26 protein-coding genes and 3 tRNA genes are annotated in these 26,406 nt (G+C 46.8%); 10 read left to right on the top strand and 19 right to left on the bottom strand.

Annotated features, from left to right (window positions below):
- Positions 1-77 precede the first annotated feature (77 nt).
- From OGY72_RS24300 to OGY72_RS24275, 6 genes are all read right to left on the bottom strand, one after another.
- A complete protein-coding gene (locus OGY72_RS24300) occupies positions 78-1,205 on the bottom strand; it encodes a PD-(D/E)XK nuclease family protein (protein ID WP_237931716.1) in 1,128 nt (375 codons plus the stop codon).
- A gap of 106 nt (positions 1,206-1,311) precedes the next feature.
- Entirely contained in the window at positions 1,312-1,800 is a 489-nt protein-coding gene (locus tag OGY72_RS24295; RefSeq protein ID WP_286550099.1) for a hypothetical protein, read from the bottom strand.
- 41 nt (positions 1,801-1,841) lie between these two features.
- Positions 1,842-2,597: a M48 family metallopeptidase gene (locus tag OGY72_RS24290; protein WP_286550095.1), complete on the bottom strand. Its 756-nt coding sequence runs from the start codon at positions 2,595-2,597 to the stop codon at positions 1,842-1,844.
- A complete protein-coding gene (locus tag OGY72_RS24285; RefSeq protein WP_286550092.1) occupies positions 2,594-5,878 on the bottom strand; it encodes a type I restriction endonuclease subunit R in 3,285 nt (1,094 codons plus the stop codon). The genes OGY72_RS24290 and OGY72_RS24285 overlap by 4 nt, the downstream gene beginning before the upstream one ends.
- A gap of 21 nt (positions 5,879-5,899) precedes the next feature.
- On the bottom strand, positions 5,900-7,162 hold the full coding sequence (locus OGY72_RS24280; RefSeq protein ID WP_286550089.1) for a restriction endonuclease subunit S: 1,263 nt from the start codon (positions 7,160-7,162) through the stop codon (positions 5,900-5,902).
- Positions 7,152-8,675: a type I restriction-modification system subunit M gene (locus OGY72_RS24275; protein WP_000998251.1), complete on the bottom strand. Its 1,524-nt coding sequence runs from the start codon at positions 8,673-8,675 to the stop codon at positions 7,152-7,154. Before OGY72_RS24275 ends, OGY72_RS24280 begins: the two co-directional genes overlap by 11 nt.
- A gap of 331 nt (positions 8,676-9,006) precedes the next feature.
- On the opposite strand from OGY72_RS24275, the gene OGY72_RS24270 reads away from it, so the two are divergent.
- From OGY72_RS24270 to OGY72_RS24240, 7 genes are all read left to right on the top strand, one after another.
- The gene (locus OGY72_RS24270) at positions 9,007-10,134 is read left to right on the top strand and encodes a hypothetical protein (protein WP_286550080.1); all 1,128 of its coding nucleotides are present in this window, start codon (positions 9,007-9,009) and stop codon (positions 10,132-10,134) included.
- Positions 10,135-10,283: 149 nt separating this feature from the next.
- The gene (locus OGY72_RS24265) at positions 10,284-11,405 is read left to right on the top strand and encodes a tyrosine-type recombinase/integrase (RefSeq protein WP_286550077.1); all 1,122 of its coding nucleotides are present in this window, start codon (positions 10,284-10,286) and stop codon (positions 11,403-11,405) included.
- Between the two features lie 136 nt (positions 11,406-11,541).
- A complete protein-coding gene (locus OGY72_RS24260) occupies positions 11,542-11,730 on the top strand; it encodes a helix-turn-helix transcriptional regulator (protein ID WP_286550074.1) in 189 nt (62 codons plus the stop codon).
- A gap of 25 nt (positions 11,731-11,755) precedes the next feature.
- The gene (locus OGY72_RS24255; protein ID WP_286550072.1) at positions 11,756-12,358 is read left to right on the top strand and encodes a hypothetical protein; all 603 of its coding nucleotides are present in this window, start codon (positions 11,756-11,758) and stop codon (positions 12,356-12,358) included.
- Positions 12,359-12,428: 70 nt separating this feature from the next.
- Positions 12,429-15,020: a DNA polymerase type-B family protein gene (locus OGY72_RS24250; RefSeq protein WP_286550219.1), complete on the top strand. Its 2,592-nt coding sequence runs from the start codon at positions 12,429-12,431 to the stop codon at positions 15,018-15,020.
- A 263-nt stretch (positions 15,021-15,283) separates the two neighbouring features.
- Complete coding sequence (locus OGY72_RS24245) at positions 15,284-16,210, top strand: helix-turn-helix transcriptional regulator (protein WP_286550069.1); 927 nt, start codon at positions 15,284-15,286, stop codon at positions 16,208-16,210.
- Complete coding sequence (locus tag OGY72_RS24240; protein ID WP_286550066.1) at positions 16,203-16,598, top strand: hypothetical protein; 396 nt, start codon at positions 16,203-16,205, stop codon at positions 16,596-16,598. Before OGY72_RS24245 ends, OGY72_RS24240 begins: the two co-directional genes overlap by 8 nt.
- A gap of 79 nt (positions 16,599-16,677) precedes the next feature.
- Here the strand turns inward: OGY72_RS24240 and OGY72_RS24235 are convergent, their stop codons facing one another.
- The 7 genes from OGY72_RS24235 to OGY72_RS24210 all read right to left on the bottom strand — a co-directional run bounded on the left by OGY72_RS24235 (position 16,678) and on the right by OGY72_RS24210 (position 21,062).
- Positions 16,678-17,070, bottom strand: coding sequence for a hypothetical protein (locus tag OGY72_RS24235; protein WP_286550063.1), 393 nt, complete (start codon positions 17,068-17,070; stop codon positions 16,678-16,680).
- 29 nt (positions 17,071-17,099) lie between these two features.
- Positions 17,100-17,432 carry a hypothetical protein gene (locus OGY72_RS24230; RefSeq protein WP_286550060.1) on the bottom strand — a complete coding sequence of 111 codons (333 nt, stop codon included), beginning with the start codon at positions 17,430-17,432 and terminating at the stop codon, positions 17,100-17,102.
- 85 nt (positions 17,433-17,517) lie between these two features.
- Entirely contained in the window at positions 17,518-17,751 is a 234-nt protein-coding gene (locus OGY72_RS24855) for a DeoR family transcriptional regulator (RefSeq protein ID WP_167350270.1), read from the bottom strand.
- A 298-nt stretch (positions 17,752-18,049) separates the two neighbouring features.
- Positions 18,050-18,484 (bottom strand): DUF2787 family protein, encoded by a 435-nt coding sequence (locus OGY72_RS24225; protein ID WP_286550057.1) that lies wholly within the window; start codon positions 18,482-18,484, stop codon positions 18,050-18,052.
- Between the two features lie 72 nt (positions 18,485-18,556).
- Positions 18,557-19,087, bottom strand: a complete 531-nt coding sequence (locus OGY72_RS24220; protein WP_286550055.1) for a hypothetical protein — start codon at positions 19,085-19,087, stop codon at positions 18,557-18,559.
- Positions 19,088-19,112: 25 nt separating this feature from the next.
- Positions 19,113-19,484, bottom strand: a complete 372-nt coding sequence (locus tag OGY72_RS24215) for a hypothetical protein (protein ID WP_286550052.1) — start codon at positions 19,482-19,484, stop codon at positions 19,113-19,115.
- A gap of 360 nt (positions 19,485-19,844) precedes the next feature.
- Positions 19,845-21,062, bottom strand: a complete 1,218-nt coding sequence (locus OGY72_RS24210) for a site-specific integrase (protein WP_286550049.1) — start codon at positions 21,060-21,062, stop codon at positions 19,845-19,847.
- A gap of 80 nt (positions 21,063-21,142) precedes the next feature.
- On the opposite strand from OGY72_RS24210, the gene OGY72_RS24205 reads away from it, so the two are divergent.
- Positions 21,143-21,883, top strand: a complete 741-nt coding sequence (locus OGY72_RS24205; protein ID WP_286550048.1) for a hypothetical protein — start codon at positions 21,143-21,145, stop codon at positions 21,881-21,883.
- Between the two features lie 241 nt (positions 21,884-22,124).
- On the opposite strand, the gene OGY72_RS24200 is transcribed toward OGY72_RS24205, so the two are convergent.
- From OGY72_RS24200 to uvrY, 6 genes are all read right to left on the bottom strand, one after another.
- Positions 22,125-22,211, bottom strand: a tRNA-Leu gene (locus OGY72_RS24200).
- Positions 22,212-22,223: 12 nt separating this feature from the next.
- Positions 22,224-22,297: transfer RNA gene (locus OGY72_RS24195), tRNA-Cys, on the bottom strand.
- Between the two features lie 52 nt (positions 22,298-22,349).
- Positions 22,350-22,425 (bottom strand) — tRNA-Gly (locus OGY72_RS24190).
- A gap of 151 nt (positions 22,426-22,576) precedes the next feature.
- A complete protein-coding gene (gene pgsA, locus OGY72_RS24185) occupies positions 22,577-23,125 on the bottom strand; it encodes a CDP-diacylglycerol--glycerol-3-phosphate 3-phosphatidyltransferase (RefSeq protein WP_003030490.1) in 549 nt (182 codons plus the stop codon).
- A gap of 55 nt (positions 23,126-23,180) precedes the next feature.
- Positions 23,181-25,013, bottom strand: a complete 1,833-nt coding sequence (gene uvrC, locus OGY72_RS24180) for an excinuclease ABC subunit UvrC (RefSeq protein ID WP_126317802.1) — start codon at positions 25,011-25,013, stop codon at positions 23,181-23,183.
- A complete protein-coding gene (gene uvrY / locus OGY72_RS24175) occupies positions 25,010-25,666 on the bottom strand; it encodes a UvrY/SirA/GacA family response regulator transcription factor (protein WP_006684079.1) in 657 nt (218 codons plus the stop codon). The genes uvrC and uvrY overlap by 4 nt, the downstream gene beginning before the upstream one ends.
- 296 nt (positions 25,667-25,962) lie before the next feature.
- Between uvrY and OGY72_RS25015 the strand changes: the two genes are divergently transcribed.
- Both OGY72_RS25015 and OGY72_RS24170 read left to right on the top strand, forming a co-directional pair.
- Positions 25,963-26,106 carry a hypothetical protein gene (locus OGY72_RS25015; RefSeq protein WP_420269641.1) on the top strand — a complete coding sequence of 48 codons (144 nt, stop codon included), beginning with the start codon at positions 25,963-25,965 and terminating at the stop codon, positions 26,104-26,106.
- A gap of 19 nt (positions 26,107-26,125) precedes the next feature.
- Positions 26,126-26,350, top strand: a complete 225-nt coding sequence (locus tag OGY72_RS24170) for a DUF2594 family protein (RefSeq protein WP_003030482.1) — start codon at positions 26,126-26,128, stop codon at positions 26,348-26,350.
- Positions 26,351-26,406: the final 56 nt, after the last annotated feature.

Below are 26,406 nucleotides of genomic sequence, written 5' to 3'. Positions count from 1 at the left end.
CTGACTATTCGACACTTTAATTCCCTGCCTAATAATCCACAATTTAAAAAAGAACGTTATCACCCAGTCATATTACTTTATGTTCTTATTTTTGAGTCCATCCACTCAGTCATATCCTTAAGAAGAACCAGTGCATCTTTTTTGCTTCTCGTATTTCCCCAAAAACTCAGTTCAAGCACTTTCCCCTTCCCAGTAATTGATACTTCGTAGTCTTCAGGGCTAGCTGTTGGAATGAAATCTCCAGCACTTAAAGCAACTCTTATTTCTTCTTTTAGTGCATTAACTTCAGGGTAATCATCTGAATGTATCCAGCCATATACGTAGAACTCAGCTTCATCTCGTCCATCCTCTGAAGGGCGATAAACTAACGTAATTCCTGTTTTACCTTGCCCCCAGCATCCAGGCATCAGATGAATTGCTTTATAGTAACCCTTCCAGTTATTAATACCTGTTGCAATATGAATATCAGGCAATACCTCTGAGACAACCGATTTAGCTTCCTCGGTGATAGCATTTTGGTACATTTCCAGCAATTGAACCGATTTTATCAAAGCCGTGAAATTTTCAGTGACAAACTCCACATTTTTATCAGATACCTTATCCATACTAACCTCACTCAATTTTTTAAGATGACTTAAAAACTCCTGATAAAAAACAGTCCACTTGCTGAACTCTTGATTCATCATCTCCAACCCCAGACGTCGGATGGCGGTTTCCAGCAGCAGTGAATAATTGATAAGTTGCCAACCGTCTACGCCTTTAGCGCAGTTACCATCAGGCTTTAATATACAACGAAATAGATTTTGATTGTTGCCGCCGTAACTATCAATGAGACTTACATAGCTGGGAAAAGGATTATATGTATCAGCCAAAACTTTATGCTCAATACCTATGATGAATTCATCATGTCTGATAAGAATATCAAGATATTTCCCATCCTCTGTTCTGGCTTCTCTCATTAATTCCAGAGAGGTGAAATCAATTTCATCAACATCGAGGGAATCATCCAGGCAACATAACAATGCTTTTAGCAACCATGGCGGCACCATTTTCTGGGCTCCCATAAACAAAGCCATCAAATCCGTTGTTGGGTTTTCGAGATATCCGGAACCTCCCAATTCAAAAAAATTGAATTCAACATCATCCTCAACCGAGATGCCTTTCAGTTGTTCAATAAATTCGATAGCCAACGCTTCAGAATGCAATTCAACCTCCCTTTAACAATCATGTTTACTATGCCATTTGTTTGATATTTTAGTTATTGAAAACTGTCACTGTTAATCAATATCCATGCAGAAAACTCAAACATTATTAATTAATCCTCTTGCGGGCAATATCTATCTCTATCGCCATTTTAATTTCATCTTTCTGGGATTCTATAATCCTGATATCTTTTTCCATACTTTCAATTAAAGCATTAAGTGTTTTTCTTTTTTCAGGGTCACTTTCATATTTTAACTTTACCTCCGGCTCAATCATTTTCATTCTTATTGCATGAATTTGTTCGTTATGAGGTTTTGTTTTTTCATTTATGATTCTGTTTTTCTCATTGAACCAGTGCATGCCTTCATTAAAACGTTCCAGCCCGGCATTTGTATCATTTAGCACCCTGGCTACAACATTTGATACTTCTCCTGATTTACTCTTTCTTTTACCGATAAGTTTCATTAATAATCCAGAAACAACAATCACCGGAATAGCCACATAAGTTAAATAGACACCAACATAGCTGACAGTTAGTAATGTCAGGACATAAAGAATCAGAGCGGTATAAAAAATATACTTTGATACTGAATACATAACTTCCCCGATTAGTTTCTAAATTAGAATAAGCCCCAAAATCACATATCAGCCAACAACATCCCTGCCATCCCGTCCAGCCGTTTCTTGACCTTTTCCCACCCCGGCATGACCTGCCCCATCAGGCGGTAAAACTCTTCACTGTGGTTGTGCTCAGCAACATGGCATAGCTCATGTAGCAAGACATAATCGATACATTCTGAAGATGCCTTAACCAGCCATGGATTCAGTGTCAGACAGCCTTTTGCTGAACAGTTACCCCATTGCGTTTGCATCGCCCGCAGACGTATCGGCGGACGTTCACTCACCCAAAGGGTCTGCGGTATCAATAAATCAAGCCTGCGTTGAAAGACATCTCTGGCGTGTTCCCGATACCATTCGGCCAGCAACGCTTTAACTTTTTCTGCCGATTTGTGCCTGACCGTCACTTCCAGACGCCCACGCAACATTTTCACTCGTTGCGGGGCAGTAGCATCCTCTGTCACTTTCAATTGATACTGCTTACCGAGATAGTAATGACTTTCTCCGCTGACATACTGACGCGGAACAATGTGTGTCTGTTGCTCCCTGAAATCACGCAGTTGCTGGTATATCCAGCGCCCTTGTTTTTTCAGCGCAGACAGTACTTCGTGCTCCGGTGTTTCTGGCGGGACAGAGGCTACAACCCGACAGTCCGGATGCACCTTGATGAGTACTCTGCCCTTTACGACCTGACGCAGAACACACTGTACGACGATAACCTCATCACCATAAACAATGCGTAACGCTTTCATTGCTGGCGATTCTTTTTCACTCATGATTTCATCAAACCAACGCGCAGGATCTGGATGATGGTTTCCACAATACGGTTAACCTGGTTCATTCCGGCACCAATTTCCCGGCAGGCCGTAAACAGCAGTGGTAACAGACTTGTCTTAACGACCTTCTCAATGTCCTGAGGATTCAGGGAGTTTTCTGCCACCGCTTTGACGATAATGCTGTCCACTTCAAAGGCCAGCTTCGTCCACTTATCCTGCACCTGAACGTCGTTTACCGCAAAAACCTCAGGTAGCTCTTTTTTAAATACACCGTAATACGCCTGAGCATGCTTGTTTACCGCCAGTGCATCCGGGATATCGCTGAGCTTACGGGCTTCAACCTGTTCTTCAAATTCACGGAACAAAAGGTACTGTTTCAGCGGATGGTCAAACAGTTTTTCAGCCTCTTCGATAGCCATACGCAGGAGTTTTGAAAATGCCTCCTGAGCATACGGGTCATCACGCAATTCCTGCTCAATCATCTTCGTCACGCGGGTTTTAATGATGTCGGTTTCATTGCGGGTTTTATTGTTGTCCCACTCTGAGGGCTTTTCGCTCTTGCCCATTTTACCGACTTCATACACGCCATCCGGTTCACGAACCTCAACGCCGGTGACATGCTTATCCAGCAGTTTTTTCACCTGCTCCGCGTAGTCGTCATAATTGACCTGCTCTCCGCTGACCTGCATCGCCCACTGGCGCAGGCTGGACATCTGTTTTACGGTTTCTTTATAGAGGTTTCGGTCTTGTTCCGTAAAGCTCTTGTCGGTGAAGAAGGTGGCGGACTGCAGTGCCACTTTCAGGCATCCGGCGAAGGCCGTTAACGCCTCGAAGAAATCATCACGGGTTTTCTGATGGATATCGACCATCTCTCCGTCACGTTCTTCCATTTTAGGCACCAGTACCGCACGTAACTGCTCAGTATCATTTTTGTTTTTGACACCAGCAAATATGGCCCACAGCTGGTTATACAGATGCGGCAGGCGCTTGTATTCAGAGCTCATGGCGCTGTATAGCCCGTCAATATCCTTGATGTCGTATCCTCCCTGGGTTCGGGAGGCGAGATCCTGATATTTACCGATAGTGGTGTCCAGCTCAGCCAGAATACCGCGATAATCAATCAGCAGGCCAAACTTTTTCAGTGGATGCAGTCGGTTCACCCGGGCAATCGCCTGGATTAGGTTGTGGGACTTAAGCGGTTTGTCGATATACAGCACGGTATTCTTCGGTTCATCAAACCCGGTGAGCAGTTTATCGACGACAATCAGCAATTTGAGCTTATCATCGGTATCGAAACGGCTAATGATATTGCGGGTATACACAGACTCATCCTGCGTGCCGACATTATCCTTCCACCATTTCGTCACTTCTGGTAGTTTGCTTTCATCCACCTCGGTATTCCCTTCCCGGGTATCCGGAGGGCTGATCACCACCGCTGATTCAAACAACCCCGCCTCATCAAGATACTTTTTATATTTGATGGCGGAAATCTTGCTGTCGCAGGCAAGTTGCCCTTTCAGCCCCTCATCAATATTTTTCGAGAAATGTGCGGAGATATCGAGTGCGATCAGCCGGATGCGGTCATCTGCACTGTAAACCTCACCTTTACGGGCGTATTTACGCTTAAGGTCGGCTTTTTGCGCTTCACTTAACCCATCCGTAATACGGTCAAACCAGGCATCTATTGCCCGGTCGTTTACCTCAAGATCGGGAATACGTTCCTCATAAAGCAGAGGCGTCACGGCCTGATCTTCTACCGCCCGCTGCATGGTATAAGCATGGACAATCGGCCCGAATTTATTGGTGGTTTTATCTTCTTTCAGCAATGGCGTACCGGTGAATGCCACAAAGGCGGCGTTCGGCAGGGCCAGTTTCATTCGCACATGGTTCTCGCCCCCCTGGCTGCGGTGTCCTTCATCAATCAGAACGATGATATCGGGGCTGGTATTGACGCATTCAGGCAATTTTGTCGCTGAGTTAAATTTCTGGATAAGGGTAAAGATTATACGTTCTTTACCGGAGCCAATCTGCTGTGCCAGCTTCTGGCCTGAGGTCGCCATCGCTTTGGCCTTATCATCCTTCCCGGCCAGTTCTCCACCAGAAGCAAAAGTACCGCTGAGCTGCCCTTCAAGATCGACACGGTCCGTCACCACCACAATGCGACACTGCTTCAGGCTGTCATGAAGAATCAGCGCCTTACTGAGGAACACCATGGTGTACGATTTACCGGACCCCGTGGTATGCCAGATAACACCACCTTCCCTGCCCCCGTCCGGTCTGCGTGTGCTGATGCGTTCCAGCAGTCTTTTTATCCCGAACACCTGCTGATAGCGGGCGACAATTTTCCCGGTTTTGTTATCAAACAGGGTGAAGAAGCGGGTCATCTCCAGCAGACGTTCCGGCGAAAGCAGGCTGATAAGCAGCTTATCCTGTCCACTGACAGCCAGTTCACCAGCGGCGATTAACTGCTGGTACCAGTCGAGATCGGCTGAAGGACGATGATCAAACAACGCATGAATCTGTTCAGTCGATAACTGATGGTTGCGCAGCGCATACATTTGCGGATCGGTAATATCTTCTTCGCGCCATGCTGCCCAGAATTTCATTGGCGTATGGCAGGTACCGTAGCGCCCGTCATGCCCGTTAATCGACAGCAATAGCTGGCTGTAGGCAAACAGCTGCGGGATTTCGTCGTTGAGCTGATTACGGATACTCTGAGATATCCCCTCGTCAATGGTTGGCCCTTTTTTGCCGTGGCCTGCCGGGCTTTTCGCTTCAATAACAGCCAGCGGAATACCATTAACAAAACAGACAATATCCGGTCTGCGGGTTTCAACACCGCCTGACCGCAATACCGTAAATTCTTCAGTAAAGTGGAACTGGTTATTTTCCGTATGTTCCCAGTCAATCAGCGCAATGGTGGGGTTAACCTTCTTGCCATCAACAAACTCGGTGACGGCAATACCGTAGAGCAGATGGTTGTACATCCGCTCATTGGCTTTCAGCAGCCCTTCGTTCAGCGCCGGAGAACAAACCTGTGATATCAGGTTATCCAGCGCTTTTTCCGATAACTGGCAGACTTTGCCACCCGCCATAAAGGAACGCTTCGACAACGCCTCACGAAGAACCGGACGCAGCACTACCTCATCCTGTTTATAGCCCCGATAATCCATAATCTGTTTCGGGGGTAAAAACGTCCAGCCGAGGCTGGTCAGTAGCGTCAGTGCCGGGATTTTGGCGCTGTATTCTTCCTGAAACTTTGGCGTGTACGTCTGGTTCATTGGCTTTCCTTGTTCTTCGCGTTAAGCGCTCACGGCTTCTTCAGCTTCTACTTTCACACGACGCTTTCCGGTCAGTAATTGCTGCATCAGGGCTTTTTTCTCATCTTTCAGACAGGCGAGTTTTTTCTCCAGCGTGAAGATTTCAGCGTCGGCAGCGGACAGGACGGCGGCAATTTTTTGTTGTTCTTTCAACGGTGGTAAGGGCACATGAATCTGGCTGAATTCTTTCCAACGTAGGCTTCCTCTGCGATCAACAGAAGCGTTAGTTGCCGCACCAAATATTTGCCTATAGTGATCCGTTTTTAGAACCGCATACAAATAAGAGTTGTCTACCAAAGTTGGCGATGCTCTGAAAACCACATAAATCGGGCTAACGATGCCTGTTTCATAAAGGCTCTGAAGCCCAATAGAACCTTCTTCTATGTGGTTAGAAGGGAAACCGAAACAACCACGATGAATTAATCGATAACCCGATAAATCATCACTGTAAACTTTCTTGTTGAAGTACTTCAGAGAATCGACAAAACCATCATGCTTAGAGCATGAAAGGACTGGGTAATCTGCAGCCTCTGAATTCTTCTCGCTTACTTGAGTACATACTTCCTTGATTGCTGGATAATCCCAGTCTTTCGGAATCGAGCCATAATGAGTAAGCTTAAATTCATAGCTGTCAGCAGGCATCCCCAGACGTTTCTTCCCGGTAAGCAATTGCTGCATTAGGGCTTTTTTCTGCTGCTGACTGTTGGCTAGAATCTTTTCCGTCACCGAAATCGCCTTATCCCAGGTTGATAGGATTTGGGCTATTTTTTTCTGTTCAAGAAGGGGGGGTAATAATGTTCTTACCTTGCGTAATTCTGTCAGCGATATTTCTTGTAATGCTGATCCACCGACTCTCCGTATTAAATCCGCCCGGAATTGAGGGGACCGAAGTTCCCACAGTAAGAACTCGGGAAGAACAACTTTAGTTTCAGGAGAGATCCTTGCCAAACCTCTAGTAATGTTTGCGCCGACAAGATTATCGTCAATAAGACGTGCTAAGCCAATCTCTCCACGCAATGCCATTACGATTTCATCTTTCTCCAGTATTGTTTTTCTGTATGCTTTATTTGTCTCTTCAGATGTCTTAATCATATCCTCGAGACGCATGACATCTCGTGTGAGATCCACAACTCGAAGACATGGTATACCGTTGGGCAAATTATCCCCTGTCTGTACAATCCCATATGATATTTGCTTTCTACAAATATCACTTAATATCCAGCTGTTCCATCCCTTAGGCACCATAACCCAACTCCTTCAGGTAACCTGCCATCTCCGTTTCCAGCTTCGCCAGTTCCACTTTCAATTGCTCACGTTCGGCATGTACGGCACGTATATCAATCTCGTCCTCTTCCTCAAAGGTATCGACATAACGAGGGATATTGAGGTTATAGTCGTTGTCCTGAATCTCCTTCAGGCTGGCGAGATAGGCGTATTTCTCGACGTTATCGCCATCACGGTAGGTCTTGACGATTTTCTCAATGTTTTCTTCGCTGAGCTGATTCTGGTTTTTACCTGCCTTGAATTCGCGGCTGGCATCGATAAACAGCACCTTGTCATCCACTTTCTGCTTTTTGAAAATCAGAATCGCAGCCGGAATCCCCGTACCGTAGAACAATTTCTCTGGTAGACCAATCACCGCATCCAGCAGATTTTCATCAATCAGTTTCTGCCTAATTTTGCCTTCGCTGGAGCCACGGAACAGCACACCGTGTGGCACCACCACGCCCATACGACCAGTCCCCGGTTTTAGGGTTTCTATCATGTGTGAGATAAAGGCGTAATCTCCTTTAGTCTTCGGCGGTACACCGCGACGGAAACGACCAAACTTATCATTCTCGGCCTCGTCATGACCCCACTTATCCAGGCTGAACGGTGGGTTTGCGGTCACGATATCAAACAGCATCAGGTCGCCATTTTTATCGAGCAGCTTCGGGTTACGAATGGTATCGCCCCACTCGATTTTGTGGTTGTCTTCGCCATGCAGGAACATGTTCATTTTCGCCAGCGACCACGTGGAGCCAATCGCTTCCTGACCGAACAATGCATAGTTACGGCTGTCATGCCCGGAGACAATCTTACGCCCGCACTTCATTAACAACGAACCTGAACCACAGGCAGGATCACAAATGGTATCACCCGGCTGCGGATCGAGCAGTTCAGCAATCAGGTCCGAGACTTCCGGCGGGGTATAGAATTCCCCGGCTTTTTGCCCACCGCTGGCGGCAAAGTTTTTAATCAGATATTCGTAGGCATTACCGATAACGTCCAGCGTACCTACACGGCTTGGCTTCAGGTTAAGATCTTCACCGGCAAAGTCTTCCAGCAGCTGACGCAGGATGGTGTTCTTTTGTTTTTCTTCACCCAAGCGGTCAGTGTTAAACGAAATATCCTGGAAGACACTTTTCCCGGCGTCTTTCAGTTTGGTGCCATTGGCTTCTTCAATCGCATGCAATGCCTGATCGATACGTTCACCGTTGCCTGGCTCATGACGGCGCTCATACAGCGCATAAAAGCTGGCGCTTTTCGGCAACACGAAACGTTCATTCGCCATCATCGCTTCAATCAGTTCCGGCGCATCACCATATTGCTCTTTATATTCGTCATAGTGATCCTGCCAGACATCAGAAATGTACTTAAGGAACAGCATTGTAAGGATAAAGTCTTTGTAGGTATCAGCACTGATGGTGCCACGGAACGTATCACACGCGGCCCACAGGGCTTTGTTGATCGTGTCCTGACTGATTTTGTCGTTCATGAATCATCCTGGTATGAAGAAAAGCTAGCGATGCAGGGCTTTGCATCGTAAAAAATTGTGGTAAATGATACCTCAAGAAACGCCCCTGGACACACCTGAATCGCAGTATCTTTACGGGAATTGTCCACCTGCTACCAACAGATGACTTACGGATGCCCTCAGGTTTACAAGTTAATAAATTCTAATAATATTAGTAGGATAGACTCAATATAAGCTATGGTGTAAAACTGTCGTTGGGGTAAATAGCCTACTCATTCTCTTGTAATCACAGCACTACCTTGCAAACTTCCATCAGAAAAAGGGTTTCTGACCTAAATAAACGAGGCACATTATGTTTGAAAACTATCTTGAACACCCTAAACGAGAACAAAAAAACGCTAACCTTCTAGCTAAATATCAGAATGACATTGATAAATTATCCGAAATTTTCACTGAGGATGATTTACTACACCTGATGACACAAGAACAACCAGATGGCACGCGTAAGATGCGCCCCTCATTAGCCTCTATCGAGATTTTCGCGCCCTCCGCATCAACATCCAATCAGATTAATTTTTTTCAGCATACCGATTACCTTGAAAAATGGTGTGCGCTACAACGTAAGGAGTTCGAAATATTGGCTATTAATATCTATGGCCGTATATCGATTAAACAAAATAAAATCCCAGTTAAAACCCTAAAGGAAATTGACACATTTCTGGAGATATTTCTGGATAAGGCATCCAAAGACTCGACACATCCGTTTTTCTCATTTTTAAACTCCCTCAATACTCTTGTGGATGAAAAAACGTATCAAAATAATGAATCTGACCATTGGGATGGAAAGGCTACAATGCTCAGCCATCGCAGCACCCTCAAAGACACATGTGAAAGCATCACTAAATATATCACCTCGTCAGATTTCATGAACTCTCTCCCGAAAGTTTCAAACCTGGAACCTCGGGATACCGCCCTCCTTTTCTTTGCACGACTTTGTGATGAATTTTATTTTACCTTCCTGTTTAAAACAATAGACCTAATGATAAATACTGGGCTTATTAAAAACAGCCATCTCAACCATCCTACAATGATTCAATTGATTACGTTTGCAATGATACCCTGTGAGGTTATGCGACCTGTTATTAATGAAAATGGCTATACAGCCACTTTAACCAACCCTGACAAGTTTATTTTTAATGAAACCATCCCCCGAGATAAAGAAAACATGACAGGGATACAAAAAAACATAAACCAGATTTTACACAAGACCTATATTTACATTGCACTACTTTTATTTCCCGCATGGAAACCCACAGCCAAAGAAATTATCCTTTTTCTTGAAGGTAAAAGTAAAACCGTTAAAGGATTATTAGATCTAAAATCGACAGCTCTGGGACTACCTTCAAAGATTAACGATGTAGGTCGTCTCAGCAAAGAGGAATATGTCACCCGATTACTATCACTTGCTCAGACTAAATGAACTCATAACGTCACGGCCCACAGAGAAAGGTCGTCTGAAGATAAAAAAATACAGTTCTAAATTGAAATGATGAACTGTGAAAACGACAACTCGCAATTAGCTCCCCTGACATCGTAATTTTCCTGGTACATATTCACAGGAGAACTACGATGTCCATTATTGATCTGCGTTTCAGCACTAAATCACTTCAGCAACTGCCGCATCCGACGACTGGTTGCCAGGAATACCGTGATATTCACTGCCCCCATCTGAGGGCGCTGGTCTATCCCAATCAAATCACGCTTGCGTTTCGGGCGACCATCAACAATCAGCGTATTTATGAAACGCTTGGCACTTTCCCGCATCTCGATATTGAAGATGCCCGTCTGAACACTATGATTCGGCTTGGTAATAAAAAACGCCTTGCCATACAGTCTCGCCGTCATACCGTCGAACAGGCTATCAATGACTTGTGGCTTCCTGACATGCGGTTATATAAGAAAAGTCCACAGTCTGAGCTATCGAAGCTCAATCGCCATATCCGTCCCTTCTGGGGAAAGCGTCGCCTCTGTCATATCACCCCAGGGGAAATCGAAAAATTCGCCGCTGGCCTGCGTCCGAAATTAAGCCCGGCAACAATAAACCGCCTTCTGGCTCTGCTCTCAAAGATATGCTCTCTGGCTGTACGCGCTGAATGGATAAATCATTCTCCGATGACCCACGTTCGTTATCTGAAAGAGAACAACGTTCGGTATCGCACACTTTCTGCCACTGAAATTCCATTATTTATTGCTGCCGCTGAAGCCCTGAATACGCCCGCTGCTGATGCCATATTGCTCGCACTCTATACCGGTATGCGTATTGGTGAAGTTTGTACCCTGAAATGGGATTACTGGCATCCTGATGCACAGCAGTTACTTCTCCCGGATACGAAATCAGGGCACCCATTCACCTGCCCGCTTGCAAATCCCGCAGTGTCTATTATTCAGCGACAGGAACAACTGGCACTCAGTACGAGCTGGATTTTCCCTCGCCTTACTGACGCCACTCGTCAGTTGAGCTATCCGCGTGAAACCTTTGCCCGTACCTGTCGGGATGCCCGTATAGAAAACCTGCGCATGCATGACCTTCGCCGGACGTTTGCTACCCGCGTTCTACAGGCAACCAGCGATATCGCCATGGCCTCCCGATTACTGAATCACCATTCACTCACTGCGACCCGCCGCTATGCCTTTCATAATGTAGCGGACTCTCAGGCGGTCGTATCACAAGTTATTGATGCATATAAATAAAAAATCTGACGGAATGAGCTGTGAGTTTTTTGACGTGTCATCAAACTGCGCGGCTCGTATGGTTAGAGCACACCACTGCAGGGCCCGGCAGTGACTGATAAAACCCTAACGACTTTTAGCTCAGAGGAGCCCTGATATGTACATAAATAGCAAACAGCTTGCTCTCCGCTGGGGGATTTCACCCAGCACGATTGCCAGCGACATCACCCGAAACCCGGCGAAACTCCCTCCGTTCATCCGGCTGGGACGTGCTATCCGTTTTCCCGTGGCTGAAGTGGAAGCCTGGGAAAAGCAGCAACTAACAAATATTCAGCCTTCGCACTAATTTCTCTTATCAAGGAACTAAACCGATGCAACCAGTAACAACACTCAACCCTGATTATCTGGTCAACACAAGTAATAACATTATTCCTGCTTCTGATGTCAGTGGCATCAGTGTCGTTGAAAACCGTCTGTACTTTATTGGCCGGGCGAGCCGCGCACTACACATTGAACACTTTGACACGCCGGACGCCGCCAAAATAGCGTTCAACACTTATGTCAGTATCTTCAAAGACAGCCTTTCTGACGAGGCTATCTACGAAGGTCGTAGCTGTATTGCCCGACTGAAGTTCGTCCACGGCATCAGCCTGTTCCAGGACAGCGAACAGGCCATTCTGATGCTGGTCAACCATTATGGTGGAGCACTAGTCAGCGAATCAGCTAAACCTGACACCCTTGATGATGCATTTCAGGAACTGGCTACCGCTCTTGGTAGTCGTGAATTTGAAGCAACACGCTTCCGCTGGTTACATGCAAACTGCCTTCTCTCCTCGCGGCTTTTGCCTATGGTCAAAAAAACGCCTAACGGCGTCGTAATTACAGTGAACGAAAAATTCGTTTCATTCGTCGCGACCAATGATGATGAGCACAAAGAGCAACTTTTTGCTGAGATTCGTACAGCTCTCATCTGATTTCCCTCCTGAATTCACGGTGCCTGTAGTGGCACCGCTCACCTGAATAAGAGAAACACCAATGATTGACATGAATGCACTGCTCGCGAATGTGGCGGGTGTGACGCAACCTGTCGCCCACACCGCTAAAACGCTTGATAACTTTCCGTTAATACCGCAAAAATCAAAAAAACGGCTGGACGTCAGCAGCCAGTTACATCTTGATATCGGCTTTGACACTGAATACGTCTATAACCCTGCAACAAAACAAAACGACATTCTGTCTTATCAGAGTTATGTTGTGCTGCCTGATGGAACGGGTGTTCCCGGAATCCTGTACCCCGCCAGCGCCCACAAAAAAGATCGCCTGTCGCTGAAAAACTTTCTCGCGAAAACCCTGACGCCGCTATTGAAGAATGAGCAGATTACCGAATGGCCGGGTTCGATTACGCTTTATGCTCATTTCCTGCGGGCTGATGTTGCCTCGTTTTCCGATTTCTGGAGCGATCACAAAATACTGCTGAAAGGAATTCGCAGTACAGTTAGCAGTTTTAAAAACCGCTACGGTATTGATTTTGATGAAGTCGAAAATCGTCGTGAAAAAAATAGCCTCATCACGTTTGATAAACGGACCAGCCCGCCCCGTTGCAGCAATGTGACGTTCACCGATACGTTGTTGATCACTCCGGGTGGGATGGGGCTGGCGGAATGTGGCCAATTACTTGGCCTGCCGAAACTAACCATTCCAGCACCTTATTCAATCAGCGATATGCGCCAGTATTTAAAAGGCGATCGACGCGGTTTCGAAGTTTATGCAGTTCGTGATGCCGAAATTGCCGTGCGCTATGCCTTACAGGTGAAATCGTTCTGCACCGAAAGTCTGATGATTGAGCGCGTCCCCACCACGATTGGTGCGATGGCTGTTTCCCGGTTTCTCAAGACCATTAAGGAAAGCGGCCAGTCTCCTGAAGTCTGTATGGGTACCCGGACAATATCGCAACAGTGCTGGAATCCGGATACTCATGGATTCAGAACGTTAAAATCGACGCAGAGTATACCCGCAAGGGAACTTTATGAGACATTCGCCATAAACTGCTATCACGGCGGTCGAAATGAGTGCTTTATGATGGGCATCACCCCTGAAAGCCAATGGTATGACTACGATTTGGCAGGCGCATACACCACAGGCCTATTGGATGTTTTGCAACCCGATTATGACAATCTTTATACGGGCCAAAATCCTGAGGAATTTTGCGGACATACCATGGGATTTGCGCTGGTCAGTTTTCGATTCCCCGACACAGTACGTTACCCCTGTCTGCCTGTCAGAACAGACCAGTATGGGTTGTTTTTTCCCTTGACGGGTGAATCATGGGCGACCGCCCCGGAAATAGCCCTCGCACTGTCTCTGGGTGCGGAAATAACTATTCAGCACGGTATTATAATCCCATGGCGTCAGTATAAATCTGATAATGCCTCGTCCCCGACAAAACTCGCAAGCTCCGTGTTTTTACCCTTTGTGCAACAGGTACGCGAAAATCGTAATCGCCATGATAAAGGGTCTCTGGAGGAGAAATTCTGGAAAGAGATCGGAAATTCACTGTACGGAAAACTCGCTCAGGGTCTTCACGCAAAGACTGCATTTGATACCGCCCGTGGGCTGAACAGCCCTCTGCCGCCTTCGTCAGTCACCCAGCCATTTTTTGCTGCACATGTCACGGGATTTGTCCGCGCGGTGGTGGGCGAGTTGATGAATGCACTTCCGCCGAATGCAATCGTGGTCAGTGTGACTACAGATGGTTTTCTGACAGATGTCTCTCTCGAGAATATCGATATGTCTGGTCCGCTATCTTCACGTTTTCAGGCGTTATGCGACATTGCGGATCCGGGCTCGTCTATGCTGACCTGTAAACATCAGGTCCGACAACTGGTCGCCATGAAAACCCGGGGACAGTTGACCTATAAGGAATCAGAAGGCTTCCCAATCGTCCACGCACGTGCAGGCGTTAAACCCCCTGCTGATATTCCACGCGACGACTATAACCGCTATATGGTAGATCTCTATATGAACAGGGCTCCGGGTCAGAAACTTCGCAGGGGGTCTCTCATTTCAACCCGTGATATGTGGTTGAATGAAAGCGACCTTGTCGCCGTTGAATCGGATATCCGATTAAATCTGGAGTTCGACTTTAAGCGCCAACTGATCGCCCCCACCATGAATGATGGACATTTGTTGATGTATTCCCGTCCGTGGAATGATATAGCGCAGGCACTTAAGCAACGCCAGCTTTTCGATGACTGGCGACAGAAACATACCCTGAAAGACGAATCCGACTGGGAGGACTGGTGTGATTTTCTCTATTGCAGAAACGTTTTTACCCCTCTGAAACTGAAAGTAGGACAAAATCGAAGCGATGATGTCCTTGTTCGCCTTTTCCTGCGGGCCCTGGCTCAACATCAATGGGGGCTCACGCCGGACGACAGAAAGCGACAAACCAGTGTTGAGATAGCTGCATGGCTGGTCGAAGCAGGCTACTCTGTGACATCCAGTGATGTTAAAAATGCAGGTCGGGCTAAGCTCCCACCCATTATCTTTGGTTCTCTAACTTCCCGAATGACTCGCCTGATGGACCATATAACGCTGAAATATCCTGGCTTCGCATTGCCCTCGGTAGTTTTGTAAATCCTTCACGCTGAATACCTGTTTGCTAAGCCCACGCTCCCTGTCGCGGGCTTTACTGTTTGGTAGATAATGAAGCATCGGTAATAAAGCTGCTTCCCGCAACCACCACAACATGGACAGGTTGAGTCCACAAAAACCATGCTAAAAATATATCACTGAATTTTATGGTTTTTATTTTTTAGAAATCCCTCTTCGGCCTGGACTCATCTTGTCCACCACCCTGCTGAAAATATCCTTCCAGCTTCAATTGATTGGATGCCTGAATGGATAAGCATGACAAACTTGGGTATCGCCTTGGATTGATACTGACTCGCCTTAACAACGGTGACTCGGTCACGGTGAGTGGGCTCGCTGAAGAGTTTAATGTCTGTGATAAGACCATCCGGCGTGACCTTACGCAGCGGCTGGCTTATCTCAACCTTCTTCGCAGTGGTAAGAAATATCACCTTCCTGTTGGCGTTCTGGGACAGCGCAGCAATACAGACTTGCGCCGCTTTACGCGTATTCTGGGTATTGAAGGGTTATTTCCACGCTGGGATGACCGCCTGTTAGGCATATTGCTGGGCAATGCTGAAAGTAATCCGTTTCTCATCAAACAGCGCCCCTACGAAAATTGTGGGGTTTTTATGTCTACGTTGAATACATTGTCAGACACGATTCGCAGCAGCAAAAAAATAAGCTTCATGTATAAAGCGAAAAGCTACAGCACCATTGAGCCCTATCGTATCGTCAGTGACAGGGGGATCTGGTATCTCGCTGCCATTGAGGGGGGTGTGCTGAAGAGTTTCGTCATTTCAGCGATGAAACAGGTTCTCCCCAGTAACGTGTCGTTTGCCATGTCGCCGGAGATTCATCTGCAAATCGAGAATGCGGAGAGTATCTGGTATGGCGCAGAGCTTACTGAAGTACTGATGTCAGTTTCTGCACGTGTAGCCCCCTGGTTCTTACGCCGCGCTCTGTTACCCGGACAGGAAATTATTCACACTTCCGCAAGCGGGGATTTACTCATGATTTCCCGGGTGGCTCACTTCGACCAAATTATCCCCCTCATCAAATACTGGATGCCCGGGGTAGAAGTTCTAAAACCAGCATCGATTCGTAATCAGGTGACGCAAGACATACGCCTTGCACTGAAACGATACGAGCTGAATGAAAGTACGGAATCAACCGGAGATAGCCCTAATGAATAAAGATGAAAAAGCGCTCGAGAATTTTTTTGAAACAATGGCAACGGATTTACTCAGCGGCCTTCTTGACGCCAATGATAATGAACAGAATGCGCATCTTAAAGCCTGGCTTGACGCGCCATTCAATGTGGTTCCCAAACATCTCCTCCAGCATGCAGAGATGATTTGCAATCACTTCAATGCCGGTGAAAACGGACATTTGTTAATGCACGGTATTGATGATCAACTGGCAGCAATGAATCTTTCCCGCAAGGAACGCTTTAGCCCTATGAAAAAAGGGATCGTTGGTTATGCTGCACCCCGTGACCTGGAGAAAGTAAATTCATTGCTAAAAGTGATTATTTCTTATTACGAGTGTGCATTAATCAAAGCGAGGATGAGTACTGATTAAACAATGGAGTTTTGAAAAACATTATTGTTGATTATTTTCTGTTAAAAAACGGGAGTGATTACTCCCGCATACCTTATCGTCAGAGTTTAACTAATCCAGCTTTAATTGCCAGACGGACACATTTATTAGCCTCCTTCATAATGACATCCTGCGGATATCGGTTCATTTCCCGATACCCATCAGATTTAGCCATACGGCCTTCCATTCCGGCATTATCCAGAATGGCCTTCCAGGCATCCCGAATTTTCTTTGAGTCCTTTTCTCCGACGCCACCGGAGAGTGTGCCAAATAACTCTTTGGCATTACTGTTGAGATTTTTGTATTCTGCTGAGTTTGGATCCAGCAACATCGCCATTTGAGTTGACTGGCGAGTAGCTTCATAACAACGCCCTGCTGTATCAAGAGAAACGGAAGCGGCTATTGAGGTGAGAGGCACAATAGCCACAAGACATACAATAATTATCTTTTTCATATCATTCATATCCACTTAGATGAGAGGAATTATCTGTTCTGGCTACTGTCTGTTTGATGGTTTCGGTAAAATGTCACACACTTATCTGCAAACGCTGCCTGCTGGTATGCCCGAGGCAGTTCATTCTCCAAGGCGATGGTGTTTTCATTAATCGATTCTTCGTCAACGCCATAACGTTGTAGCTCTCCCTCCAGATATTTATGAATTTCAGCAGTGACCTTTTTATCTGACTGCATGAGTTGCCTGTTTGTACTGTCCATCGCAAGATAACAGGCTACACGGTTATTTACCTGAACAAGCCCGGCATGCGCCTGTGACAAAAAACCTATGAACAACAGAGTCGCTATTATCTTTCTTTTCATCTTATATCCTAAATTAAGGTGATTTATTTGGTTCATTGCAGAGCCTAATGCAATGCGAGGACAGGTTATGTCCATGTAGAGAAAATTATTTGAATATTCCTTGCCTGACTCGCTCTCTTATCAGAGGAGCCAACCGCACTTTCCCGGGAGAAATAACTTCCGTTACTGTTTCCACCCTCAATAAGTCCCGTCGCCCTGTCCTACGGGAAACAGAAAACTGCTGGCAAATATCATTAACCGACAGAGAATTACCGGTATAGAGCTGGAGCAATATCCACCCCAGTCTTTCAGCGATCTTCTCGCCTCGTGACTGACGCATCATGGGTACCTGTATAGTTTCGTTTTAACAATCCATCGGCCAACTCCTCACCTAACACACTGTAATATCGATATTATTTATGCGGTGTAAAACTGCCGTTGGGGTAATAGAGTAATCGTTATCACCCTGCCTCTAAGGGACACTCCATTTGGAACTAAACCACGAGGGATCTGAGATCCCCCGTGTCTGCACATTTTTATGCGAACAGCCTGGTAAAAGAGACATCATCCCCATGCTGTGATGCACGCCACATGCAGAAGATTACAAAGCCGCCCGCTTTCTTCCTGTTCATAACGGGTCAACAACTTTCCGGAGTTACCGCTACCCGGTAAACATCCATAGCCAGATACTCCATAAAGTTTCCCTCCCACAAAGACCAGAGCTCATTCATCTCTGCTGTCAGTGCAATATCTCCAGCCAAATAATGGAAGACATAATGACCCGACCAACAAAAGTCCATTTCCTTTTCCAGTTCCGGGTAGACTCGCCCCATGTAACTAAAGTCTGTGACATAATCGAAATACCATTCGTTATCTTTACGGATAAACCGCATTTCAACCGGGTGAAAGCCACCGGATTCTGCACTGTAGTCCGGATCACGGAAATTAATGACTACTGATCTAACCGATGTTTGCAGAGATTGTTCTGCCAGAAGCGTAGCGATGTGCTGCTGAAATAACTTGGTAACAGGCAGCATTAATCCTGCCTGTTTTAAGACATACTGGGTTTGCATAATGAACTCTCCTGAAGAAGGTGAATAGTAGTGAGTAGGCGTATCTGATTGTATGAACGTACTGGTAAAGAATTAATCCTCCGCAACCCTTTCTCGATCACCAACCTTGCTGAGTGTTTTCAGGCGCACCCGCCAGTCGGCATATAAAACATGCGTAAACAATTTCTCCGGATGCGCCTCCAGCAGGCATATATCTGGCGAGCGCAGAACAGCAGCCAGAAAACCAGCATTATTGGCACTAGCCCCTTTAAACAGAGGCCTGAATACACCAGATGTGAAGCCCGTCGTTGGTTGTACTTCGAGCACACTTTCAATTTTAGAAAGTGAAATCCAGTCCTTAGAGAACAATCCCCCGCTGCCATTTGCCAGGAGGCGCAGATAAAGTTCATTATCCGTTTCAGACATTGCCAGTTGCCATGTCAGCATACCACTGGCTTTAGGGCTGATTTTTTCCGTCTGTCCTGATTCAATGAGCAGCTTATAACTTTCTTCAGGTAATATTTGCTCATCTTCAGTGATACTTTTTTCAACGTCACTTAAATCATTACTTAACTCCAGCTCATCGTGTTCATTATTATTTTTTCCTGACTTTGATTTTCTCATTTTTATCTCCTGATTTTAATCTGATTTACAGACGGGATTCCGCCACAGACATTAATGTATCAATCCCGCCCAGAGGGCAATTGGGATGAAACAACAAATAAATACCATTTCCATTATCTTCTGTAATTGATAGCATCAAGTAATATTCATCTGTCAGATAGACCACGAACTCAGGGTTTGCAATTAAATGATGAATTACATCCAATACGTGTTGTTTAATATCTTCGGGAACATCACCGGGTTCAATGTACATTAATGTCACACCGACCTTTCCCCAAAAAATCATTGCGGAAGCTTCATCATCAAATGGGAGAATCAATTCTTTTCTCAAGACAGTCATAACTGAATCGGGAAGAAATAGCGACGGCAGGTCTTGCCAGCTCGAGACCAATTTCATTGAAAAATCCTCATAAACAAAAAACCCGATACGTTTTAAGTATCGGGGTTAGATAGACAGGGAAAAGAATCTATAATTGACTTCAGAGGCCATCTATATTCGTTCATAATATCCACACGATTTACAGACCAGCACTGGCGCATTATTTCTCTCTCGTTGCTCCATAAACCCAAAGAGACGTTTTATTGCCCTGATGATGTCTTTGAGCAATTCAGATAATTGACTCGAGCTGATATAACCCGCTGACGTTGTCAGGAACCGATCATCGTGAGTCAACGCCGCTATCTTTCCGGCTGTTTCTGTCACTGTGTTTCGGCTAGCGCACTTAGGACATTTTAACGACATAATCATTCTCCACGTTTAAGGGGTGCTAAAATCATCATTGTTACCAGCAGTAACGGTGTTCAAAAGAAGGTCAGTTACGCCCTGCCCGGTCTGACGCATACGCTCTGGTGTCAATTTCGCGTAGCGCTCCGTGCTTTGAATACTGGCATGCGCCAGCTGGGCTTTAACGTCATACAGACTGTACTGGCCACTGGAGACAAGTAATGATGCGACGGAATGCCGCGTGGTGTGGAAACAGACTTCACTCTTATCTATACCGCACTCGGCCAGTATTTTTTCATACGCCCAGCGGGGTTCTGATATCGGCTTTCCATTATCTTTTACGGCAAACAGATAGGGGTTACTGCCAACCCTTGGGATCGAATCAATAATCGATAATGCGACATCACTGAGATACACAGTCCTGCTGCGACCATTCTTAGTATAAGGAATGAACAAGGACCTGTTATCCCGATCAATATGTTTGTGCATGACGTTAAGCATTTCTGATTTGCGGGTGCCAGTTAGCAGCAACATGGCGATCAGCCCTCCGGCAGCTTTATTGCGGTATCGAGATGCAGCATCGAGGATCCTCCTGATCTCATCAGCGTCAAAAAAGCGCGTCCGCTGATTATTCTCCTTCAGCAAAGGGATCTTATCGGCTTCATTCTTCTCCAGGACATCCTGTCGTAGCGCATAACGCCCCATAGTTTTCAGAATAGCCAGTGCCCTGTTACAGGTAGACGGGGCATACTGCTGGCCGTGAATACGACCCTCAAGCATGTCGAAAAGCACCTGCTGGATCTCCCGGGCCCGAAGGTCACAGTAACGAATCTTCCCCAGACGGGATTCAATGTATTGCGTGAAACGCTGCACATCCTTATCCCAGGACTTTTTATGGCGCTTGATGAACGGAACATAGGTCTGGTGGAAAAACTCACTAAGTGTGGGCATCGCACGGTAGTTATCGCGCTCCGCTTTCGGGTCATTACCCAATGCAATTGACTCTTTGTGACGACGCGCTATCTGACGGGCTGTCCCCACATCAATTTCAGGGAATCTGCCAATACTGATACTTTTTTTGGTACCGTGGAATGTGTAGCGCAAGAGAAAACGTTTGTTACCCGTTCGGCCTGAGAGACATTTAAGGCCGATGACTTCGGTATCAGACACCTCAAGCTCTGTAGAACGGGTACCAGTGTTTGCCGGAAGGGCTTTGATGGATGAATTGGTGAATCGGAAGGATTTTTTCATAATTACCCACATGTATCTTACTGATATCATGAAAATAATATATATCTGAAGGTGTATTTATTACGGGGTGGGATTGGAGAATGGAAAGGCTATTTGACGCGTACAAACGGATATTACAGGAGGTTGACGCCCGGTCATTTAACCTGAGTGAGGATAAATACTCAGGCGTCTTTTTACCTGTACCCTTTGAAGAATACTGGCATTCACCGGTAAAAATCATGCTGGTTGGACGTGAAACCGCTAGCTGGAATACGCTGAATGGTAAGAATACGATGTCACGGGTGCTGGGACTTATACCTGACGTCACCATCGGGCAAGTGGTTGAAGAGGCTGTAGCTCGTTACAGGAATCATCTTCCGGTACAAAATGATGGCACCACCGACCTCAAATCACGTAGCCGCTTCACGCAATATCATTTCAGGCTGGCCCGGGAGCTTAATATTCCTCCCCAGGCAATCGTGTATGCCAATCTACTGGCGTGGGATTACGACGGACTGACCCCTCTCAATCGCCCTCAAAATGAAGTGCAGGAAGTCATATTAGCCTCGCTGAAACTGCTGGCGGTACAAATTAAATACCTTGAGCCTGATTTCATCATCTTTGCATCTGGAGCACGGAGGACAGACTACATCATAAAACAGGTGCTTACTGAGCTAGGCGGCTATGAGACTTCTTCAGTCATTCCGGGGAAGCTATGGGAGTTCAAAACAGGTAATACAATCTGTTTTAGGATTGCCCATCCAAGGGCTATGCGCGGACATCAGAAGTACAGAGATGAGGTGATTGCACGAATTAAGCAATTTTGTACTCAGGGTGGCTAGAACATTACAGCTTGCTCAGCAGGCCCCCCTTCCTGGAAGAGTACCGGAAAACAGGCAAAGCGGCCTGGTTCTCTATGCTGGAGGCGACACGTTCGATTCGGCATTGCCAGGCTGGAGATTGCAGCTCATTGCACCCCGTGAGCACAGGATATGCACAGGGCGTGAATTTCAGGCACAAAAAAACCACCCGTAGGTGGTTTCACGACACTGCTTATTGCTTTGATTATACTTGTCTTTCCCATGGTGCCCGGAGCGAGACTTGAACTCGCACAGCGCGTACGCCGAGGGATTTTAAATCCCTTGTGTCTACCGATTCCACCATCCGGGCTCGGGAAGAAATTGGAGGCGCGTTCCGGAGTCGAACCGGACTAGACGGATTTGCAATCCGCTACATAACCGCTTTGCTAACGCGCCGAAATCTTCTGGCTTTACAGCCAGACATCCGCTATTGCCGATGTCTTAAATTTGGAGCGGGAAACGAGACTCGAACTCGCGACCCCGACCTTGGCAAGGTCGTGCTCTACCAACTGAGCTATTCCCGCATCACCAAGTAACTTTGTTAATCACTTGATTTTGTTATCGTCTGGCAATCAGTGCTGCCGTTCGATGCGTTGCATTCTACTTACCTGACGCAATGAGTCAACGATATTTTTCACCACTGACGATCGTTTGCTGAAATTTGCGTCGAAACGATCACTGATCAAGCAAATCTCCACGTGCAGCGCTCAAATACTGGAACATTGACCACAAAGTCAGTATCGCGGCGACGAAGAAAAGTGCGATCCCAGCATACTCTACCCAGATATTTGGACGCCACAGCAGCCAGGCCAGAGCAGCCATTTGCGAAGTGGTTTTCACTTTACCGATCCAGGATACGGCTACGCTGCTGCGTTTACCCAGTTCGGCCATCCATTCACGCAGTGCAGAGATGATAATTTCACGCGCAATCATTGTTGCGGCAGGAAGCGTCACCCACCAGCTGTGGTAATGCTCTGTCACCAGGACCATCGCGATTGCCACCAGCACTTTATCAGCGACCGGATCGAGGAAGGCGCCAAAACGCGTGCTTTGGTTCCAGCGGCGCGCCAGAAAACCGTCAAACCAGTCAGTGACCGCTGCGATACAGAAGATCAGCGCACAAACAAAGGGAGCCCAGGTGAATGGCAGGTAAAAAGCCAATACAAAGAATGGGATCAGGATGACGCGAAACAGCGTGAGCAACGTAGGGATATTAAATTGCATATGACGGATAACTATCTGTTGTCAGTGAAATTACCCCTATGTTGCTACAGAGGGCCTAATGTTTCAACGAGTAGAAGATCTTTTCTGCCAGAGCTTGCGAAATACCCGGCACTTTTGCAATTTCTTCGATACTTGCGTTACGAAGGCCTTGCAAACCTCCCATATATTTCAACAACATCTGGCGACGCTTTGGCCCGACACCTTCGATGGTCTCAAGCGTACTGGTGCTTTTCACTTTCGCCCGCTTTTTACGATGCCCGCTAATCGCATGATCGTGAGATTCATCGCGGATATGCTGGATAACGTGCAATGCAGGCGAATCCGGCGGCAAACTAAAGCCCTCACCTTCCGGCTCAAAGAACAGCGTTTCCAGACCGGCTTTACGATCGGCCCCTTTTGCTACCCCCAGCAAGAGTGGGTGCTGTTTGTCCCAGGGAACGTCCAGCTCAGCAAAAACGGCTTTCGCCTGCCCTAACTGACCTTTACCGCCGTCGATCAATATGACGTCCGGAATCTTACTTTCTTCAATCGCCTTACCGTAACGCCGACGCAAAACCTGATTCATCGCCGCATAATCATCACCCGGCGTAATACCGGTAATATTGTAACGCCGATATTCTGCGCGCAGCGGGCCATTGGCATCAAAGACCACGCAGGAGGCTACCGTCTGTTCACCCATCGTATGGCTGATGTCGAAGCACTCCATACGCTTCACCGCAGGTAACTTCAACACCGATGCCAGCGCCGTCAGACGTTGCGTAATCGTCGACTGCTGAGAAAGTTTCGTGGTGAGCGCCACTGCCGCGTTGGTCCGCGCCAGCTTCAGATAACGCGCGCGATCCCCTCGCGGTTTCGTCTGCACGTTAATCTTCCTGCCGGCCAGTTCAGACAGAGAGTCTGCCAGCAGGGTTTTATCGCTAAGATTAAAATCGAGCAGGATCTCCCCGGGTAAGGTACGCATCTGGCTCCCCTGCAGATAAAACTGCCCGACAAAGGTTTCGACGACCTCGCCGAGTTCCGTGCCACCGGGTACTTTCGGGAAATAGCTGCGGCTGCCCAGCACTTTACCCTGGCGAATAAACAGAACGTGCACACAGGCCATACCGGCGTCAAACGCCACGCCAATGACGTCCAGATCGTCTCCGTTATTAGAGACAAACTGTTTTTCTGTCACGCGGCGTACGGCCTGGATTTGGTCACGAATGCGCGCAGCCTCTTCAAATTCGAGATTTTGGCTGGCCTTTTCCATGCGGGCGATCAGCTGCGTTAATACCTGATCGTCCTTTCCGGACAGAAACAGACGAACATACTCGACCTGCTGAGCATACTCTTCCTCACTCACCAGACCCGCAACACACGGACCAAGACAGCGGCCAATCTGATATTGCAGACAAGGCCGAGAACGGTTGCGATAAACGCTGTTTTCGCACTGGCGGATAGGGAATATTTTCTGCAACAGCGCCAGCGTTTCACGCACCGCATAACCGTTAGGGAACGGTCCAAAGTATTCGCCTTTGGCATGCTTTGCCCCGCGATGCATCGCCAGGCGCGGGTGGGTATCGCCGCTAAGGAATATAAAAGGGTAGGATTTATCATCGCGCAGCAATACGTTATAGCGCGGCTGATACAGCTTGATGTAGTTGTGCTCAAGCAATAACGCTTCGGTTTCAGTGTGCGTTACCGTGACATCAATCTGCTGGATTTGCGCGACCAGCGCTTCGGTCTTGCGTGACGCAAGATTACTACGGAAGTAGCTGGAAAGCCTTTTTTTCAGGTCTTTCGCTTTCCCGACATAGATAACCGTCCCGGCGGTATCATACATACGATAGACGCCGGGCTGACTGGTCACGGTTTTCAGGAACGCTTTGGCATCAAACTGATCGGTCACTGGCTTGTTAATGTCTCCGCATTACACAGGCCATGGCGAATTGCCAGGTGAGTCAGCTCTACATCGCCGTGAATGTTTAATTTACTGAACATTCGATAGCGATAGCTGTTCACCGTTTTAGGACTAAGATTCAGTTGCTCTGAGATCTCATTGACCTTCTGACCTTTGGTGATCATCAGCATAATCTGCAACTCGCGTTCAGACAAACTGGCAAACGGGGTTTCCGTTTTCTCAGGCTCAATCTGGCTGAGCGCCATTTGCTGAGCGATATCGGAGGCAATATAACGCTGCCCGGAATAAACCGAACGAATCGCACTCACTACTTCCTGGGGGGCGGCGCCTTTGCTGAGATACCCTGCCGCCCCTGCCTGCATAACTTTTGCAGGTAATGGGTTTTCGGTGTGCACCGTCAGCATGATCACTTTAATGTCTGCCGTGGAACGCGCAATTTTGCGGGTTGCTTCCAGACCGCCAATACCGGGCATATTCATATCCATCAGCACAACGTCAACGGAATTTGAGCGGCACCATTTTACCGCATCTTCACCGCAGCACGCTTCGCCGACAACTTTTATGCCTTTTATATCTTCCAGAATGCGTCGTATCCCTGCGCGCACCAGTTCGTGGTCATCAACAAGAAAAACGTTGATCAAAGGAATATCTCCAGAATAGGGATAACGCTACCGATAGTTAATCGGTCCTATGTTAACGGGTTTTATCTCAACTTTGAAATGTAAAAAACGCCCGACTTTCGATTTTGCTCTCGTTTTTGGAAATTAGATTGTACGACGAGTGGAAACTTTCAGTCCTGACAGCCTTCTGCCACGGTTATATCTGCATAGCTGTTTCAGAATAGTGACAAAAAATTCATATTCCTCCGCTGAATGCAAAATAGGCAGTCAAAGTTGTAACAATAATTAACGAGGAAAATACTCGAAATAAACAACATGTGGAGAAAATATATGCACTGCAACATATTGTTTATTTTAATGTCCACAACATTAATCCGCGCAAAAAACAACCACAGATATTTTTAGCCTCGCTTATGGTATACTCCGCCGCCTTAAGATTTGACATCGCACTTTTTCATTGAAACATAACGAGGAAAATAAATGAGTACGCCTGACTTTTCCACTGCTGAGAATAACCAGGAACTGGCCAATGAAGTCACCTGCCTGAAAGCCATGTTAACGCTGATGCTGCAGGCAATGGGTCAAGCCGATGCAGGCCGCGTGATTCTTAAAATGGAAAAACAGCTCGCGCTGATTGAAGATCAATCACAGGCGGCGGTATTTTCCAACACGGTTAAGCAAATTAAACAAGCTTACCGCCAGTAAAAAGAAACCGGCTGATAGCAATGCTCTCAGCCGGTTTTGCGTCTGACACTCAGAAC

Source organism: Citrobacter sp. Cpo221, assembly GCF_030332345.1.
In the GTDB taxonomy this organism is placed as follows: domain Bacteria; phylum Pseudomonadota; class Gammaproteobacteria; order Enterobacterales; family Enterobacteriaceae; genus Citrobacter; species Citrobacter portucalensis.
The sequence above is the reverse complement of the archived record's forward strand: the minus strand, read 5'-3'. Positions and strand labels throughout refer to the sequence as shown.

Coding starts and splice junctions, on each gene's coding strand:
- OGY72_RS24280 (WP_286550089.1), bottom strand. CDS start 7,162: ATGGTGCCTAAGGGATGGAACAGCTGGATATTAAGTGATATTTGTAGA.
- OGY72_RS24855 (WP_167350270.1), bottom strand. CDS start 17,751: ATGCGTCAGTCACGAGGCGAGAAGATCGCTGAAAGACTGGGGTGGATA.
- OGY72_RS24235 (WP_286550063.1), bottom strand. CDS start 17,070: ATGAAAAAGATAATTATTGTATGTCTTGTGGCTATTGTGCCTCTCACC.
- OGY72_RS24290 (WP_286550095.1), bottom strand. CDS start 2,597: ATGAGTGAAAAAGAATCGCCAGCAATGAAAGCGTTACGCATTGTTTAT.
- OGY72_RS24215 (WP_286550052.1), bottom strand. CDS start 19,484: ATGAAATTGGTCTCGAGCTGGCAAGACCTGCCGTCGCTATTTCTTCCC.
- OGY72_RS24270 (WP_286550080.1), top strand. CDS start 9,007: ATGTTTGAAAACTATCTTGAACACCCTAAACGAGAACAAAAAAACGCT.
- OGY72_RS24205 (WP_286550048.1), top strand. CDS start 21,143: ATGGAAAGGCTATTTGACGCGTACAAACGGATATTACAGGAGGTTGAC.
- OGY72_RS24275 (WP_000998251.1), bottom strand. CDS start 8,675: ATGAACGACAAAATCAGTCAGGACACGATCAACAAAGCCCTGTGGGCC.
- OGY72_RS24250 (WP_286550219.1), top strand. CDS start 12,429: ATGAATGCACTGCTCGCGAATGTGGCGGGTGTGACGCAACCTGTCGCC.
- OGY72_RS24240 (WP_286550066.1), top strand. CDS start 16,203: ATGAATAAAGATGAAAAAGCGCTCGAGAATTTTTTTGAAACAATGGCA.
- OGY72_RS24295 (WP_286550099.1), bottom strand. CDS start 1,800: ATGTATTCAGTATCAAAGTATATTTTTTATACCGCTCTGATTCTTTAT.
- OGY72_RS24260 (WP_286550074.1), top strand. CDS start 11,542: ATGTACATAAATAGCAAACAGCTTGCTCTCCGCTGGGGGATTTCACCC.
- OGY72_RS24225 (WP_286550057.1), bottom strand. CDS start 18,484: ATGCAAACCCAGTATGTCTTAAAACAGGCAGGATTAATGCTGCCTGTT.
- OGY72_RS24245 (WP_286550069.1), top strand. CDS start 15,284: ATGGATAAGCATGACAAACTTGGGTATCGCCTTGGATTGATACTGACT.
- OGY72_RS24210 (WP_286550049.1), bottom strand. CDS start 21,062: ATGAAAAAATCCTTCCGATTCACCAATTCATCCATCAAAGCCCTTCCG.
- pgsA (WP_003030490.1), bottom strand. CDS start 23,125: ATGCAATTTAATATCCCTACGTTGCTCACGCTGTTTCGCGTCATCCTG.
- OGY72_RS24220 (WP_286550055.1), bottom strand. CDS start 19,087: ATGAGAAAATCAAAGTCAGGAAAAAATAATAATGAACACGATGAGCTG.
- OGY72_RS24230 (WP_286550060.1), bottom strand. CDS start 17,432: ATGAAAAGAAAGATAATAGCGACTCTGTTGTTCATAGGTTTTTTGTCA.
- OGY72_RS24265 (WP_286550077.1), top strand. CDS start 10,284: ATGTCCATTATTGATCTGCGTTTCAGCACTAAATCACTTCAGCAACTG.
- OGY72_RS24170 (WP_003030482.1), top strand. CDS start 26,126: ATGAGTACGCCTGACTTTTCCACTGCTGAGAATAACCAGGAACTGGCC.
- OGY72_RS24285 (WP_286550092.1), bottom strand. CDS start 5,878: ATGAACCAGACGTACACGCCAAAGTTTCAGGAAGAATACAGCGCCAAA.
- OGY72_RS24255 (WP_286550072.1), top strand. CDS start 11,756: ATGCAACCAGTAACAACACTCAACCCTGATTATCTGGTCAACACAAGT.